The 18,241-nt window shown below is 36.7% G+C and carries 16 protein-coding genes; all 16 read right to left on the bottom strand.

Going from position 1 to position 18,241, the window contains the following annotated elements:
* Window positions 1-5: 5 nt before the first annotated feature.
* Window positions 6-317 (bottom strand): PTS sugar transporter subunit IIB, encoded by a 312-nt coding sequence (locus JOE23_RS02765; RefSeq protein ID WP_204435757.1) that lies wholly within the window; start codon window positions 315-317, stop codon window positions 6-8.
* A gap of 1 nt (window position 318) precedes the next feature.
* Window positions 319-642, bottom strand: a complete 324-nt coding sequence (locus tag JOE23_RS02760) for a PTS lactose/cellobiose transporter subunit IIA (protein ID WP_204435756.1) — start codon at window positions 640-642, stop codon at window positions 319-321.
* 247 nt (window positions 643-889) lie between these two features.
* The gene (locus tag JOE23_RS02755; RefSeq protein WP_204435755.1) at window positions 890-2,812 is read right to left on the bottom strand and encodes a BglG family transcription antiterminator; all 1,923 of its coding nucleotides are present in this window, start codon (window positions 2,810-2,812) and stop codon (window positions 890-892) included.
* Between the two features lie 162 nt (window positions 2,813-2,974).
* Entirely contained in the window at window positions 2,975-3,289 is a 315-nt protein-coding gene (locus JOE23_RS02750) for a PTS sugar transporter subunit IIB (RefSeq protein ID WP_204435754.1), read from the bottom strand.
* Between the two features lie 226 nt (window positions 3,290-3,515).
* A complete protein-coding gene (locus JOE23_RS02745; RefSeq protein WP_204435753.1) occupies window positions 3,516-4,283 on the bottom strand; it encodes a DeoR/GlpR family DNA-binding transcription regulator in 768 nt (255 codons plus the stop codon).
* Between the two features lie 293 nt (window positions 4,284-4,576).
* A complete protein-coding gene (rhaD, locus tag JOE23_RS02740) occupies window positions 4,577-5,404 on the bottom strand; it encodes a rhamnulose-1-phosphate aldolase (protein ID WP_204435752.1) in 828 nt (275 codons plus the stop codon).
* A 129-nt stretch (window positions 5,405-5,533) separates the two neighbouring features.
* Window positions 5,534-6,679, bottom strand: a complete 1,146-nt coding sequence (locus JOE23_RS02735) for an iron-containing alcohol dehydrogenase (RefSeq protein WP_204435751.1) — start codon at window positions 6,677-6,679, stop codon at window positions 5,534-5,536.
* A gap of 235 nt (window positions 6,680-6,914) precedes the next feature.
* Window positions 6,915-8,168, bottom strand: a complete 1,254-nt coding sequence (rhaA, locus tag JOE23_RS02730) for an L-rhamnose isomerase (protein WP_204435750.1) — start codon at window positions 8,166-8,168, stop codon at window positions 6,915-6,917.
* 3 nt (window positions 8,169-8,171) lie between these two features.
* Window positions 8,172-9,581 carry a rhamnulokinase gene (gene rhaB, locus JOE23_RS02725; RefSeq protein WP_204435749.1) on the bottom strand — a complete coding sequence of 470 codons (1,410 nt, stop codon included), beginning with the start codon at window positions 9,579-9,581 and terminating at the stop codon, window positions 8,172-8,174.
* Window positions 9,582-10,069: 488 nt separating this feature from the next.
* Complete coding sequence (locus tag JOE23_RS02720; protein WP_204435748.1) at window positions 10,070-10,177, bottom strand: glucuronate isomerase; 108 nt, start codon at window positions 10,175-10,177, stop codon at window positions 10,070-10,072.
* Between the two features lie 23 nt (window positions 10,178-10,200).
* The gene (uxuA, locus tag JOE23_RS02715; protein WP_204435747.1) at window positions 10,201-11,292 is read right to left on the bottom strand and encodes a mannonate dehydratase; all 1,092 of its coding nucleotides are present in this window, start codon (window positions 11,290-11,292) and stop codon (window positions 10,201-10,203) included.
* 150 nt (window positions 11,293-11,442) lie between these two features.
* Window positions 11,443-12,288, bottom strand: coding sequence for an SDR family oxidoreductase (locus JOE23_RS02710; protein WP_204435746.1), 846 nt, complete (start codon window positions 12,286-12,288; stop codon window positions 11,443-11,445).
* A gap of 90 nt (window positions 12,289-12,378) precedes the next feature.
* Window positions 12,379-13,242 carry a carbohydrate ABC transporter permease gene (locus tag JOE23_RS02705; protein WP_204435745.1) on the bottom strand — a complete coding sequence of 288 codons (864 nt, stop codon included), beginning with the start codon at window positions 13,240-13,242 and terminating at the stop codon, window positions 12,379-12,381.
* A 21-nt stretch (window positions 13,243-13,263) separates the two neighbouring features.
* A complete protein-coding gene (locus JOE23_RS02700; protein WP_204435744.1) occupies window positions 13,264-14,130 on the bottom strand; it encodes a carbohydrate ABC transporter permease in 867 nt (288 codons plus the stop codon).
* Window positions 14,131-14,198: 68 nt separating this feature from the next.
* Window positions 14,199-15,512: an ABC transporter substrate-binding protein gene (locus JOE23_RS02695; RefSeq protein ID WP_204435743.1), complete on the bottom strand. Its 1,314-nt coding sequence runs from the start codon at window positions 15,510-15,512 to the stop codon at window positions 14,199-14,201.
* A gap of 526 nt (window positions 15,513-16,038) precedes the next feature.
* Entirely contained in the window at window positions 16,039-18,123 is a 2,085-nt protein-coding gene (locus tag JOE23_RS02690; RefSeq protein ID WP_239585207.1) for an alpha-glucuronidase family glycosyl hydrolase, read from the bottom strand.
* Between the last annotated feature and the right edge of the window lie 118 nt (window positions 18,124-18,241).

Here is an 18,241-nt window from a genome sequence, read left to right as displayed (position 1 = left end):
ATCATTTATTGATCTATAAGTTCAAGTGCCCAATTCAACACTTTTTCACCATTCATTGTGCCGTAATCTAAACTATTAATCACTTCAACAGGGATACCATTTGCGCCCCCATATTGATTCGTATAGTCATCTTTCAAATAGGAAACTTGTGGGCCCAAAAGTAAGACATCTGCATCACCAATGTAAGATTTAATGTCACCACCTGACGTTGCATTAATGTTAATATCTTCACCTTTTCCTTCAGCTGCTTTTTGCATCTTGTTGACCAACATACTTGTTGACATCCCAGCTGCACAAACTAATAAAATATTTTTCATTTTAGTTTCCTCCTAAAAGTTGATATATTTTTTTATTTAAATTAATGATTTCTAATGCTAAATCTTTAACAGTCATCGCATTCATAAAATGATCTTGTGCGTGAACCATTAAAAGAGATACCTCTGTACTTTCACCTCTAGATTCTGCTTGAATCAAATCCGTCTGAATCCGATGGGCCTTATTCAATTCCTCGTTGACTTGCTCCATCAATTGCTCTGCCTCGCTAAATTTCGCGTTCTTTGCGAGAGCCATTGCTCGCATCGCGTCACTTCTTGCGTTACCTCCATGAATGATTATCCCCATAATAATATCTTGATTCTCCAACGAGAAATCCCTCCTTTTCTTTTCTCCTCTATCTCTTTAACTTAATTTTATTGTATAATGTAAACGCTTACAACTAAAGGGAACAGTTTTCCGCTACAAAGGAAAAAGATAAGGTTGAAATAAAACGCTTACATTAAAACTATATTTTAAATATGGTAGACTTCTATACTAATCAATTTAATGTAATACCTATAGCGACAGCACTTTATTTCAAGCACTAAAGCTATAGGCATTTGCTAAATGATATCTACATCTTTTTAATGATTTTCATGACACTATTTACATCGTTAACTGCTAATACTTCCTCAATAATATGACGATCATCGACAAATCGAATCAAACTTTTATACATCGGTTCAAGACCTTCTTTATTTTCGTCTGCAACATGCAACAAGCAAACAAATTGAACGGGATGACCTTGCCAATCAATTGGCTCGGCTAGTGTTGCTAAGGTCCAAAACGTTCGATCCGATTTTGCTTCTAGGGGGTGTGGAATGGCAACCAAGTTACCATAACTTGTTGAAGCTGCTTTTTCTCTAGCCATAACTGATTCGATAATACCCGCTTTGGCATAACCCTTATTCATTAATTCTTGTCCTAGAAATTCAATCACTTGTTGCGGTGTTTTTAAATCCAAGTTGAGATAAACAAGCTCTTGATCTAAATAACGATCAATGATGGAGTGCGTATTTGAGTCAACCATTTCTTCAATTTTGGCTAATTCACTACCTCCGAGCAGTGTACTAATAACAACATGCGGTATTTGGATGGTGTCAGGGAGTGGTACGGTACTAACAATAAAATCGATGGTGTCTTCGTCATATTGTGACAAATTATGCAATTCAGTTGCCCCAATAATAGTGAGCTGATTCCCAAATTTAGCTCGCATTTTATATAATAAAAGTTGAGAACTGCCTAGACCTGTTGTACAAACAATTAAACAACGTTTTGGTTTTGTTTGTAACTTAGCCCGTTCAATGGCAGCACCAAAGTGTAAAGCAATATAACCAATTTCATTCTCGTCGACTTCTATTTTAAAGGCCTCTTCTATCACTTGACTGGCAATCACACCCGCTTCAAATGCAATCGGATAATTGACTTTAATCGCCTCAAGCATTGGATTACGAATGTTCATATGATGCTTATAGCGGTGAATCGCTGGTTTTAAATGTATAGCGATGGCAGCATGGAGCTCCTGATCATCAAGAATGCCGAATTGCATTTGTTCTTCCACACGTTGGACCATTTGTTGTACAGTGAGCAGAATTTCTTTGTCAAAACTATTTCTCATATCTGTTCCATTCTTATTCAAAAATAATTTTGTACCTAATAAGTGCATCGCTACGTATGAGATTTCTACAGTTGGAAATGTGATATCCAAAGCTTTTTCAATATCTTCGATAATCAATTGAGCGACTTGATATTCTTTCTTATTACGAATATCAGCCTCATCTTGATTAACGAGCTCAACATATTGTTCACTTCTAATCCTCCGACAAGCAATCGCAATGTGGACAACTAAATTATTTAAAGCGATGTCAGATAAATTTAATTGGACGGCCTTTAATCGTTTTAATACAATAGCATGAATAACTTCCATTTGTTCAGCAGGTAATAACCAGCCCTGTTGATGTGGTTCATCGGTTGTCACCGTTGTCCGCCTCAATAACAGTTCAGAAATCGCATAACGAATTTGCTTTTCTTTTCCAGTTAACTTCAATCCATAATTGGGTCGTTTAGCTAGCTGAAGTTGATATTTCTCAAGAATAACTTTCACATCTTTCAAATCATTTTGAAGTGTCGATCGACTAACGAACAATTCATCAGCTAATTGATCAATTTTTAAATATTCGGAACTAAGTAAAAATTTTTTAACAAGATATTGCACACGATCTTCTGGTTCCACGGGGACTGTTTCATCTATCTCAACAACGGTGCGAATAAAATATTTGAACTTGTCCTCGTTATGTACATCAAGTTGATAGCCTTGTCCACGAACAGAGTGAATTGATGCACCCGCATCTTCAGTTGTCAACAATCGGTCAATTTCTTTCAGATCATTGCGTATCGTGCGAGAGGTGACTTGAATCATTTTAGCCAATTGATCACCTGTAATTGGTTTTTGTTCACTGATCAGTTCCTTCAATAGATATTGCTGTCTTGTATTCATTTATCGTCACTCCCCTCTCTTAAATATTACTCTAACTGATTAAGCGGTTTCAAGTCATCATTAATTTATTTCTTTTCCTCTATTAGTGGAAAAAGCTTAATAACTCAATTGATTAGATCGCTAAACATTAAGAAAGCTGGCACCCCAATTAGGTATACCAGCTTAAGCTTGTTCGATCATTTGCAGGGCTTCTTCTAAAACACGGGCGCCATTCATTGTCTGATAATCCTTACTTGAAATAATCTTTATTGGCAACGATAACCGTTCTCCGTAATCCTTTTTTAATTGTCCTTCCACGTAAGCAATCTGAGGTCCAATTAATAACAGGTTAACTTCATCAATAAACTTGTCTATATCGCCCATGCCACATGCATGAACAAGAATATCCTCGTCTTTTTCCGATGCTGCTTTAATCATTCGATTGACAAGAATACTACTAGACATTCCAACAGCACAAACAAGCAAGATATTCTTCATAAGTAGCCCTCCAATAAAACGAATCTTCGATCATTAGATGTTTTACGTTCTCAGCTCACTGATTGCAGGTTCGTTGAATGAATCCGAACATTAGCGTCCGTTGGCACCCACCTCAATCGATTTGCACTACTCTCTATTTTAAGGGGGGTTTACGGACGGTTATCTGTGATAACCGTCGTATTCCTATATATATTATGCCACTTCTTATTAAGAACTAAACCTTTTATTAATCAATGATCACATTTAAATCCTGATGCTGTTCATTAAGTTGAGTTACGATTGCATGCGGTAGGGGTGTATTAACGATTAAATAATCAGCCGTGTTAAGTTCAGACAAAACTGAAAACGCTTGTACCCCTACCTTACTATCATCTAGTAACATAAAGGTTTGTTCACTGGTTTCTAGCATTTTTTGTTTCACTAGGGCTTGTTGTTCATTTGACTCGGTAAAACCGCGTTCTAAGTGCATACCTTTACATGAAATAAAAGCTTTAGTGACATAATATTTTTCCAAGGCCTTAATCGCTAGCGGACCGACAAATGAGGCTGATCGGGTAAGTAACGTTCCCCCTGTACAAATAACTGTAATACGCTCTTTCCTACTTAATTCAGCTGCCACCTTAAGTGAATTCGTCACCACCGTCAAAGGCATGTCTGGAATGATTTGCGCCATATACCAAGCCGTCGAACTTGCATCTAAAATAATTGTATCAGCTTGCTTAACATAACGTATAGCTATTCGTGCCAACCTTTTTTTTGCGTCTATATTCGTAATTTCCCGTTGTTCGAAAGGAATGTCATCTTGTTCTTTTTTTTCATTCAATACTGCTCCACCATGGCTTCTCGTTAAATATCCCTGTTTTTCTAATTTCTCAAGATCACGACGAATCGTCTCTTCTGTTACAGAAAAAAGCTGGCTTAATTCGGCTACTTTAACAATTCGCTTATCCTCTATTTGCTCAACAATCTTTTGATGGCGCTCAGCCACTAGCATAAACATCAACCTCTTTTCTTTTCAAACCGATCTCTTATTCCATTGTATAGTTTTCCTCCTATCATCGCAATCTTTGCTAATCAGTGAAAGTTGAGCTTTCAAAAATTTATAAAACGAATCTTCAATCAGTGTACCATTTCATTGTTCGCCCACTGATTGCAGGTTCGTTAAGTGAATCAGGACATCAGCGTCTGTTATCACCCATCTAAATAGATGCGCCTCTGCTCTCGGCGTTTTACGGACAGTTACTTAAGATAAAGACGCTATAGGGCAACCCTATAACGTCTTAGGATCTAAATATAGTTAGGATTTGGTGTGACATGAAATGCTTCTGCTAAATCAATTAATTCTTGGTCAGTGATCGTTTGCTTGATTCCACCTGGATGCGAAGCTACTAACATATAAACTTGCGCCGCTTTTTCAGCTGTTTCAATTAATCCAAACGCATCATCAATTGACTCCCCAGCACCAAAAATTCCATGATGTGGCCAAACAACAAGGCGATGTGTCTCCATGGCTTGTGCTGTTTCCGTTCCAATTTCATCTGTACCTGGCACCATCCACGGTAGTAAGGCTACGCCTTCCGGAAAGACAACGACACATTCGGTACACATTTGCCATAACGTTTTTGTAAAGGCTTTAGCTGATAAATCGTGTACGAATGTCATCGCAATGACATTCGTGGTGTGCGTATGAATAATGACACGATGCTGCTCATCATTTTCAAGACGTGCAATATGACTCATAAAGTGAGAAGGCAATTCACTGGTTGGGTTTCCGCCATTTGAAAGTCCCCATAACAAATCGACCGATTGTCCATCAGAAGCTACTTTTAAGATCGCTAATGTATCTTCTGGGTCTTTCGCTACATTTTTAAAATATTTACCTGATCCAGTTACAATAAAATAACGATTTGCCAAAGCTTTGACTGGGAATGCTAGTGGAATCGAGCGTTTGACATGATTCAGATCTAAATAGTTTTGTAGTTGTTCTTCTTCTAAAAGATAACTAACATTACCACCATTTCGTTCGTCCCATCCATTACGCCACATGTTCTGTGTCACTTCAATCATATCTTGAACAAATGGTGCATGAATAATCTGTTTTGTTTGTTTCCCCATATTATTTTACCTCATTTCTTTTTGTATATTTTTATTTTAACTTATAAAACCAATTATAACAACATAAACAAAAACAAAACAAGCTTGTAAACTTGTTTTGTTTTTGTTTATCTATTTAATTAATAAGCACTACAAAATTTGCTTAAACATTTTAATTACTTCTTGTTTCGTCGGTGTAAAAGGATTTCCTGGCGCACAAGCATCTTTCATTGCATTCTCCGCTAACTTATCCAGATCAACTTCATCTACCCCTAATTCAGACAACTTAGTCGGGATGCCCACTTGAATAGACAATTGTGTAATCGCATCAATTACCGCATCAGCACATTGTTTCTCTGATTTATTTGCTATATCTAAACCAATCGCTTTAGCAATGGCAGGGAACTTTTTCGGGTCACGTAATGCATTTTCACGCTCAACAATTGGTAATAACATTGCATTGCAGACACCATGTGGTAAGTCATAAACACCACCCAACTGATGCGCCATTGCATGGACATAGCCGAGACCTGCGTTATTAAAAGCTACACCTGCCAAGAACATCACATAGGCCATTTGTTCGCGCGCTTCAATATCATGACCATCTTCAACCACTCGAGGTAAATATGCAAAGATGGTCTCTACTGCTGCCAAAGCTGTTGCATCGGTAATCTTATAAGCGCCCGGTGTCACAATCGCTTCAATCGCATGTGTTAAAGCATCCATTCCAGTTGCAGCTGTTAACGCTTTAGGCTTATCAACCATTAATTCTGGATCATTAACGGATATCTCGACTAAACTATTTTTGTCGACCATTACCATCTTCACTTCACGTTCTTCATCTGTAATCACATAGTTAATCGTATATTCTGCTGATGTACCAGCTGTTGTATTAATAGCAACAGTTGGGATCGATTTTTTCGCTGTTTTATTGACACCTTCGAACGTACGGACATCCCCACCATTTGCAACAACTAAACCGATACCTTTTGCTGCATCTTGGGGCGATCCGCCACCAACTGAGACAATAAAATCACAATTTTCGCGTTTAAATACATCTACCCCATTATGCACATTCGATGTCGTTGGATTGGGTTTAACTTGATCATAAATAACAAAATCCGCATGTGCTTTCTCCAATTGTGCCGTTACCTTTGCAACGATTCCACTTTGATTTAAAAATTGATCGGTTACAACAAGGGCTTTGTTAAAACCTAAATCATCAATAAACGGGGCAAGCTCTTGCAAACAGCCTCTTCCTACTAAATTCGTGCTCGGCACATACAATACAGCCATTTTAAATTCCTCCTTAATAATAATGTTCAACATTTCACATTTTTTTGTAAAACGAACCTCAATCAATGTGCGTTTTCATTCTTTGCTCACTGATTGATAGTGGAGTAAATCAAGATATTAGCGTCTGTTAGCGCCCACCTAAATAGATTCTCCATTTTAAGGTGAGCGTTTTACGGACGGTTATCTGTGAATGAAATATATCTGTATGTAATGACAGATATATTTCATTCAGTTACTAACGGTTTAATAATTCTTGTTTCTCATATTCGCGAACGTCTTGCATCCAATCCATTTCAACCGGCACACCCATCAGTTGGCAATAATAGTCCCAAATCGCACCAAACGGGTAGGTTTTAAATGTTTCTAAAATAGCTAGGCGATCGGTAAAATGACCTTCTTCTTGATAAGCCTTTAATTGCTCATTAGGCATTAATAAGCCATACAGTAATGCTTTTAACATATTGCGTGTACCGATGGTCCATGCCGCAATCCGATTAATACTCGCATCAAAGAAATCAAGTCCAATCATAACTTTGTCGATCGCATCGTTTCGGACAATTTCTAGTCCTATTTCTTTTAGCTCATCGTCAAATGTCACAACATGGTCACTATCCCAACGAACAGGTCTGGACACATGAAGCGCAACCTTATCACTAAATAATAAAAGGGATGAAATCTTATTGGACACCATTTCTGTCGGATGGTAGTGACCGGTATCAAGTAAGCATAATTTATTATTTTTCAAAGCATAGCCGAGATAAAATTCATGTGAACCTACAACATAAGCTTCTGAGCCGATCCCGAATAACTTACTTTCCACTGCATCAATATTGTAGCGCTCATCTATCTCTTCACTAAAAATACGATCAAGTGAAGCTTTCAACCGTTTTCTCGGCGTCAAACGATCAGCGGGCGTATCTTTATAACCATCTGGTATCCAAATATTCGTTAACGTTTGTGATCCTAATTCTTTACCAATATGCTCAGCAATCCGCCGACTCGCTTGGCAATGGCGAATCCAAAAGTCACGTATTTCTTTATTGGGATGGGATAAAGTTAAGCCATCATCCGCTTTTGGGTGTGAAAAGAGGGTTGGGTTAAAATCAAGCCCGAGTTGATGCTTTTTCGCCCAATCTATCCAATTTTGAAAATGTTTTGGTTCTAGCTGATCACGTTCAACTTTCTCCCCATTGGTCTCTGCATAGATCGCATGTAAATTAATACGATGTTTTCCAGGAATAAGTTGTAGTGCTTGTTCGATATCTTTCCGCAATTGCTCTGGTGTGGTTGCTTTACCAGGGTAATTACCGGTCACATCAATCCCACCAGACAGTTCTTGCTGATCAACTTCAAAACCACTAACATCATCACCTTGCCAACAATGAATGGAAATCGGTATTTTCTTTAATGTTTCTAGAGCCGCTTCTACATCTATCCCCCACTTTTGATAGTATTGTTTTGCTAAATGATAACTTTGTTCAATTGACATGGCTCAATTCTCCTTTGGTTGAAATATTTTAATAGGAAAAGATTGCTTAATAAGTTGGCGTGCTTCTGTTAATGTGCTGAGTTGTTTTGCTTCAAGGAGCTGAACAACTACATTTCCTATCGCTGTTGCTTCAATCGGACCAGCATAGACGGTTTTTTTACTAAAATCAGCTAATAACTGATTTAATAATTCATTCTGACAGCCGCCACCAATGATATTGATCTGATTATAGGAACGTGTGGTCAATTTTTCGATTTCCTCTATCGTTTGCTGATAGCTTTTAGCTAAACTGATAAAAATGGTTCGTGCTAATTCACCAGTTGTGGTAGGCTCCGGTTGGCCTGTTTCACGGCAATAACTACGAATCGCTTCAATCATATTTTCTGGACTTAGAAAACGCTGATCATTGACATCAACGATACTATTAAACGACGCAGCTTGTTCTGCCAAACTTACAAAATCAGTAAAACTATAGCGATCATTATATAAACGCTTAACTTCTTGGATCATCCACAATCCCATTATATTTTTCAAAAACCGATAACGATAATCGACGCCACCTTCATTGGTAAAGTTATAAAGTAATGCTTCTTCTGTTGCAATCGGTTCTAATGCTTCAATTCCCATTAATGACCATGTCCCAGAGCTTAGATAAATCGTTTCTTGTTGTTCAGGTAACGCAATAACAGCTGAACCAGTATCATGTGTGGCAGGTAAAACCACTCTAAAATTAACACCCAGCTCTTCAGCTAGACTGTCTTTTATCGAGCCTAATGCTGTTTTTGGCAACTTAATCGGCTGAAATATCTGCTTCGGTAGACCTAACTTATCAATTAAGGCATAATCCCAATCTTTTGTCTCTAGATTGACCAACTGTGTTGATGTTGCATTGGTATATTCATTGGCTTTTTCTCCTGTCAACAAATAATTCAAGTAATCAGGAATCATTAAAAATGTCTGTGCACGTGCTAAAAGATCAGGTTGACTATCTTTCAATGCTTTTAATTGATAAATCGTATTAAAAGGTTGGAATTGAATCCCTGTACGTTGGTAAATATCAGATGGGTCAATTTGTTGGAAAACTTGTTCCATCACGCCATCGGTGCGATGATCACGATAAGCAATCACATCCGTCAGTAAAGCACCATCTTGGTCAAGCAGAACAAAATCGACTGCCCACGTATCAATCGCCAAGCTTACTGGTTTAAACTGTTGCTGCACGGCTTCTTTAACCCCAGTCTTAAGCGATTGATATAGATGATTGATGTCCCAACATAGATGGCCATCTTTTGAAATCATTTGATTCTCAAAACGATACACTTCTTCAAGCTGTAATTTTTCTTGATTGATAAAGCCTGCCATCACTCGTCCACTTGAGGCTCCAATATCGACAGCTAAGTGACATTTTTGCATTTACTACCCTCCCATCATTGAAACCGTTACCTATACATAAATATATTGGAATAACTCATAAAATATAATGACGTGAGTTGTGATAAAACTGTCCTTATTTGCCAGACTAATTGTAAGGTGAAGGTTTTGAAAGAAAGATTGGAAAGAACAATAAAAGAATAAAAAGGTAAGTATTGTAAAGTGAAAAAGCACGTTAATCATAGAAGGTGTAGAGGGAAATTATTGATGTAATCATTATTAGGAGACTTAAAATCTGTAATCATTAAATTATCTTATAGCTGCATTTGGCAAAAAAGAAGATTTGACATGCCATCTACTTGCCAAATACAGTTCTATAAAATTTGCACCCCTAGATTCTCAAATTAACTGGGCACATATTATCATTATTAAACCAGCCATAGCATCCATATCTTTTAGGTTAAATGCGGTACGGTTTCAGCCCATTTCATAAATTTGTCTTTTCCATTTTTATGACCAGTTATATATGGTTATGAAACACCATTACTTCTGAGCATACGCCATTTATAATGATCTTCACCTAACCACATTTCAGCTATTGATGAAAAACTTCGATCTTCTGTTAAAAAACTATCCAACTTGATCATCCTTTTTATTAGATTTAACCGTTTAACTTTAATTTTGTTCTATAATAATAATTTTGATTATAGGCATCCCACAGCCCCCACAAATACATTATGCCAAGCGCTCTATCATAAAAACCATAGCCTGGTCGACAATTTTCATTCCAAATTTGCCTACCATGATCCGGGCGAGCATAACCATGAAATCCGATTTCATGTAAGGTCTTGACGATTTTATTAATATTAAGGTCTCCGTCCTCTGTTCTATGTGACGTTTCAAGGATATCTCCATTTTTGTATCTTCTTAAATTACGAATGTGAACAAAGTGAATTCGCTCAGCAAACGCTTTAATCATTTCTTCTAATTTATTCTCAGGTTTAATTCCCAATGAACCAGTACAAAAGGTAATTCCATTATATTTGTTATCTACTAATTCAACTAATCGGCTAAGATCGTGGCGATCTTTTATAATTCGAGGTAAACCAAATACCGTATACGGTGGATCATCAGGATGAATTGCTAGTTTAATATCATTTTGTTCAGCAATCGGGACCACTTGTTCTAAGAAATACTGTAAATGACTCCATAGATCTTCTTCTGTCACCCCTTCATATAACTTAAAAAGTTCTGCCAAGTGTTTTAATCGCTCAGGTTCCCATCCTGGCATCGAATAACTATTATCATACGAAACCGTTTTAACAAGTTCCATTGGAGCAACACTTTCAATTTGTTGTTTTTCTAAAAACATAGAAGTCGCTCCGTCATTATGGGTTTTGTATAATTCTGTGCGTACCCAGTCAAAGACCGGCATAAAATTATAACAAATGACTTTAACACCATATTTAGCAAGGTTTTTAATGGTTAATTTATAATTTTCAATGTATTGATCTCGTGTTGGCAGACCTAATTTGATATCTTCATGAATATTAACACTTTCAACAACTTCAATATTTAAGTTGTACTGATCAGCATGTTTTTTCACTTCGGCAATTTGATCCAATGGCCAAACATCACCAACTGGCACATCGTGAAGTGCCCAAACTATTCCTTCTAATCCTGGAACTTGTTTAATATGAGTCAATGGAACAGGATCGTTCTCTTTACCAAACCATCTAAACACCATGCGCATTTTTCTTTCTCCTTTCAGCTCATTCATTAAGGGTGGGCTATCCCACCGACTCAACTTTAAATTGCGTAACATAATTTATAATGATCTAAACCGACACTTTAAAACTGGCATCTTATTTATCTTTTTTTACTAGACACAATCAATCACCTCTTAAACACCTGCATAAGCCATAAACCCGCCATCAATGGGGACACTTATACCTGTCACAAAACCACTATAACTGTCATCAGCTAGCCACAATAAGGCCCCATGAAGATCTTCAGGCTTTCCAAGTCGGTCCATTGGCGTTTGTGATAAGATTTTCTTCGTTCTTTCAGTATAAGAACCATCTTCATTCGTTAATAATCGTCGGTTTTGTTCGGTCAAGAAAAAACCTGGCGCCAGCGCATTAACTCTGATTCCTGTCTTACCGAAGTGAACAGCCATCCACTGCGTGAAATTATCAATACCCGCTTTCGCTGCACTATAGGCCGGCACTTTTGTCATCGGAGAAGGGGCACTCATCGATGACATATTAATAATTGAACCTTTGGTTTTTAATAACGCTTTGGTAAATACTTGTGACGGTAAAAGCGTCCCCATCAGATTGAGGTTAAAAACATGATTAAAACCTTCTTGTGTTAAGTCAAAGAAGCTTCGCACTTCTGGGTCCTCAACATCTTCTTGATCGTATACTTCATTTGTCGTAGACCCTTCTGGATGATTACCTCCTGCGCCATTAATTAATAAATCAACACGACCAAATGCCTCTACGACCGCATCCTTTGCCTGTTCAACAATGTCACGCTTAGTTACATCACAAAATATCGAAAGCGCTTCTCCCCCTTTTTCCTTAATAGCCGTTGCGGTCTGATCACCAAATTCCTTAGGATAATTTAAAATCGCAATTTTCATACCATGTTTGGCGAGCTCACGTGCCATCGAACCACAGAGAACACCGCCACCCCCTGTAATCACCGCAACCTTTCCCTTTAGTTGTGGATGTATTGGTCTCATTTTTGTTCCTCCTTCAATTTACTATTAGTCTTTGAATAGCTAATCATAAGTAATTATGACGCATTTAACCATTGTACGGGACCCCTTTACCTAACCTTTCACTGCTCCCGAAACCATTCCTTTAACTACTTGTTCTTGGAATATGATATAAACAATTAAGATCGGAATAATTGAAATAATAATTCCTGCTGATACTAAGCCGTATTGACTCGTGTATGCCGTTTGGAAGTTTGCTAACCCTAACGGTAATGTTGCATTCGCATCAGAAGATAGCAATACAGTAGCAAAAACATATTCATTCCAAGTGGATAAAAAAATTAGAATTCCAGTAGTTGCAAGCATTGGTTTACTTAATGGTAAAATAATCTTCATAAAAATTTGCCAGTAATTACAACCATCCATTAATGCAGATTCTTCCATCTCACGAGGGATGCTTTTCATATAACCAACAAGTAAAAATACTGACCTCGGTAAATTAAGTGCAGTATAAACAATGATGATTCCAAGCAATGAATCACGCAAGCCAAGCTCATGCATTCTGAAAAACATCGGAAAAATTAATGACTGTAACGGAAGGGTAATACCGATTACAAATAAAATGTAAAGAAATTGCCTTCCTTTAAATTGAAAACGTGATAACACATAAGACATCGTCGCACTTAAAGTGAGACAAAACACAATCGTTATCATTGTAACAAGAAAGCTATTCCATAAATATAACGCCATATTCCCTTCTGTTAATACACGAAGGAAATTTTCAAAACTGTACGATTCTGGAAAACCGAATGGACTTGCAAAGATTTCACGATTATCTTTGAATGCAGTCATCAATATCCAAAAAAACAAACCAAAGTTGATCAGAAAAAATCCCCAAACAAAAAAATACTTTATTACTTTTGGCAGTATACGCACCATAAGACTTTTTTTATTTTCTAACATTACTTGTTGCGCCATCTTATAACCTCCCTTATAGTTTTAATCATCAGTTTTGAAAATCTTATTGATAACAAATGCAATGATAACGACAATTACCATCATTGCAACAGCAATAGCATTTCCATACCCGTAATTATTTTCGGAAAAACCTTGGTTATACATATATGAACCAGATACTTCTGTTAAATAAACAGGACCACCACCTGTTAAAAGCAAGACATAGTCAAACTGTTTAAATGCATAAGTAATTGCCAAGATCAAACACATAGATAACACTGGTTTCATAGATGGGAGAATAATATAAATAATCTTTTGCACTGCGTTGACACCATCCACTTCTCCTGCCTCAATTAAATCATCAGGGATGGCTTGTAAACCGGAATATAATATAATCATCATTAACCCTATAAATTGCCAAACAAATGGGATCGCAACAGCTGTTACCGCCGTTGAAGGATTAGATAACCAATCTGTGGTTAAATCACCGAGCCCTATCATATTTAAAAAACTGTTTAAAATCCCAAATTGCGCATTATAAATAAAACTAAAAGCCAACGATATCGCGACACTTGATGTCACTACGGGGACGAAATAAATCGTTCTTAACAAACGAAATCCTTTTACACGTTGGTAAAGAAAATAAGCAAGAAAAAAAGCAATGGGTATTTGAATTAGCACAACTAGAATTACCCAATAAAAAGAATTCCAAAGCGCAGAATAAAAAATCGGATCTTGGAATAACTCAATATAGTTGTTTAAACCAACGAAAAATTGCTCTGAAAGGCCATCCCAATCAAAAAAACTAACATAAAAAGTATTAGCGAGCGGACTTATAAAGAAATAAAAGTAGAATAATAAAGTAGGAATCGCAAAAAACACGAGTGTCCATCGATTTTTTTGTGCCATTTTACTACCTCCTCTATGCACATTTAGGTTAGGAAGTATTAGATTTACTTCCTAACCTATCAAGCGTATTACTCGTCGAATTGTGTATTTGGATGTTCCTCTATAAGTGCATTCATTTCATCCACATATTCTTCCGGTGTTATATTGCCTAATAATAAAGAATCCGTTAACGGCCAATAGTCGCCTTCAACAGCAGAAGCAAATAATTCCTCATCATATGATGGAATAACATTATTTGTTGTTTCGAGATCTTCTAATGCAGCTGCTAATAAAGGACTAATTTCAGATTGATCATAATCAACCTCTAATGCTGAAATATCAGCTACTTCTTCGATAATACGCGTACCAATCTCTGGGCTAGCCATCCATTTCATTAGCTCCCATGCTTTCTCTCGTCTTTCAGGATCTTCATATGCGTCGTTACTCATAAAAATAAATTGACCTGTACCAGAAAGGTTTGTACGTACTGAATCATCATCTCCTAATGGAAATGGGATGATTTCATATTTATCCATCTGCTCACTATCTAAGTGGGCAAGCGTCCAATCTTGTTGATAGAACATTGGTGCCTGTTCAGCATTGAAAATTTCAGCAGATTGTGCTGTTGCCAAGCTCATATAGCCATCTGGAAAAGCACCTAGTGAGGCTAGCTCTTGAACTTTTTCTGCAGCACTTAACATATCATTAGTAAATGGCTCTTCTGCTGTTGCATGAGCGATCATATCCTCTGGTGACTTTTTCTGAGAGAAAAAATTTAATAGCATATAACGTGCACTATGATTATTTGCTGCAAAAGGGACTAACCCATTTTCTTCAAATGTAATCACAGCATCACGTAATTCATCATAAGTTGTAGGAACCTCAACACCATGTTCCTCAAATAATTCCGTATTGACAACAAAAGAATACGTATATGACAATATTGGCAAACCATAAATGCCACCTTGGTAAGTTACTGGATCAAACGAGCCTTCTCGAAACATTTCTTTCATATCTGACTCAGATTCAATAAGTTCGGTAATGTCAGGGATATTACCATTACGAATATAATCTTCTGTTCTTCTCATTCCCCAGTGCGTAAATACATCTGGCGGATCCTCCGCTGACATCTGCACACGTAATACTTGTTCAATATCATTTCCACCGGCCGTTTCAATGCTTAATTGAACATCATCATGTTCCATATCAAAATCTTCAAAAGCTGGCTCAATAACTGGGGCTTGTGGTTGTTCACCAGTAAAACTGTGCAACACGCTTAATGCGATTACATCTTCTAGCACTTCATCTGTTTCATTTCCATTTTCATTATCATCTTGTTGACAACCTAAAATAACTACAGAAAATGTGATCAACGAGATAAATAACCATCTCTTGTTTCTCATAATATGACCTCCAATTTTTTTGAAAACCAAAAACTAGATAAGTATCTAAACACCCTTTTCATCCCTCTGCAAACCATCTTACTCATATTTTAAAGCGCTTACATTAAAGGTGGAAATATAGAGCATAACACCTCCTTTACTGAATAACACATTACATGTCATAAGGGTATAATCACTACATTGGATTTCTAGTATAACTAGTATACTAGTTATTATATAACCATCTTTATAAAAATTCAATAGCTGAACTCGTTTTTTATCTGCTTTTTTATCGATCATAATATCTAGTCATTTACTGAATATAATTTTAATCGTTTTTCTAAAGTAAATAATTTAGTAAAGTAGTGATATACCAGAAAAAATTAGCTGTTAAAACAAGATACATAAAAATAGTTTTATTGAAAATACTTTCTTTATTAGACCTACCTCCATCAATTTCCATAAAAAAACACTCATCAAGTCAAGAAAAACTTACCAGATGAATGTTTTTATTATTAAATATTCTTGAAACAGCTCTTATTTCACTTTAATAAATCATTCGATTATGTTGATCAGAAATACCTGATTTACGATAAAAATAAGTATTGACTTGATCGCGCCATTCAATTGCATTTTGCAACTGTAACTGTAATCGCTCACGCACATTGTTAAATATCGTTTGATCAATTTCACCTTCTAACTTACACCAATTGTCAATAAACCCTTTGACTTGTTCCACTCCATCAAAATGAGTATCATAAATGTGCTGAATAACTGTTTTTCCCGACTGAAGAACATGACGGTATGAGACATGCTGGAAAAACAATAATAGCTCATCGGGACATTTTTCTAAATTATTATAAATCTCAGCATTAGGTGAAAAATATTGACCTGCATAACCCGTTCCTGTATCAACTGTTCGATCAACCCCAATACCATCTCTGTCGGCATAGTGATAAGTTCCCCACTTAGAATATTCGTAGCCATCTATATTCGGGCCATAATGGTGGTTTGGATTAACCATCCAGCCAATTCCCAATGGTGAGCTGTAATTTTCGTAGACTAACCAAGATTTCAACAAAATAGCTTGAATATTCTCAACAACTTGTGAGTTGTGGCCAAACGTTAAGTTAACCCATTCTTGCGTAATTTCTTCAGTGCTTAGATCAGGATCCCAAGTTAAACGACCAAAACCATAGAGGTTAGCTTGCGCTAATGTATGCCCAGTCCAATTCATATTATCTCCAATATTAGATACTGCTGCAATACCACCAAGTCTGTTGCCAAAAACATCACCATTTACTATATCTTTGATTTTCGTTCCTTCACCTTTAGCGTGCGTATCAAAATTTAAAATTTCTTTCCATTGTGGAATTAGATAACACAAATCAATCTGCTGGCCGGTATATTCTTGAGTAATCTGCAATTCTAACATATAATTTGTTTCCTTAAGACCCCCTAGTAAAGGTGAGATCGGTTCACGAACCTGAAAATCCATTGGGCCATTTTTTATTTGCAAAATAACGTTGTCAAGAAATTTACCATCGATTGGCTTAAAGTGATCATAAGCTGCCCGAGCTCGATCTGTTTGACGATCACGCCAATCCTGCAGGTGATTATAAACAAAGCAACGCCAAACGACAATTCCATTAAATGGTTTTAGAACTTGAGCTAACATATTAGCTCCATCAGCATGATCACGATTATAACTAAAAGGACCTGATCTTCCCTCTGAATCGGCTTTTACTACAAAACCACCAAAGTTAGGGATATAGCGATAGATATCTCTTACCTTTTCTTCCCACCAGACCTTCACTCTCTTGTCTAAAGGATCAGCCGTATCAAGTTCGCCCATCGTAATGGGACTTGCATAATTAATGCTAAGGAACATTGAGATGCCATATCGGTTGAAAATATCACTTACTTGACGTACCTTTGGTAAGTATTCTCGTGTAATTAAATTTGTCTCAATATCCCATACATTAACATTGTTAATTGATATAGCATTAATTCCTACCGACGCAAGTAAACGTGCATAGTCCTTGATTCGTTGTATGTTTTCCCTAAAGGTATTATCTTTGAAAAAAATCGAACACCCTGCATAACCTCGCTCGATCGTTCCATCTATATTATCCCATTGATTAATCATCCGAAGTCGGTTTTTCGGTGTCTCAATCGTTGCCCATCGATCTACTGGACGGTGCAATTGCAATGAACGCAGCAGGCTAAAAACCGCATATAAAACACCTTTTTCTGATTGACCAGCTAAAAAAATCTGTGTTTTTTCACTAAAGTTATGATGCACTATGATTTCAAAACCATCTTCTCCTACCTGTGAGAACCTATCTCTATCATCAACTTCAATATCTGTAATCGTTTCCAAAATTATTGTTGCTTCTGCTGGGGATTTCTCTATTGTTGGTCGGCGACCAAGCATTGCTTCTATACCAAGCAAAAGTTCTTTAACTGCTGAATCAACAATATTTGAGTTCGAAACAATATGAATGGATTTTAACATCTTCAGATAAGTGGCTTTTAGAGGTTCATTCGTAATTTGCTTATACTGTAACCACGCTTTATAACTGGATAAATCTTCTTCACTGATCATCATATCCGTGTTTTCTTCTATCATATCCAATTTCCTCCTATATATTTTCATTGCTTAATTATTAAGACTTAGCCCTTATTTCCGGCTTAACTTTACTGAATATCACTATAATACTTCTGATAATTCCATTGCCATATCCACC

It is taken from the genome of Amphibacillus cookii, assembly GCF_016908375.1.
Lineage (GTDB): Bacteria > Bacillota > Bacilli > Bacillales > Amphibacillaceae > Amphibacillus_C > Amphibacillus_C cookii.
Note: the sequence above shows the minus strand (reverse complement) of the source record. Positions and strands in the feature narration are given on the sequence as shown.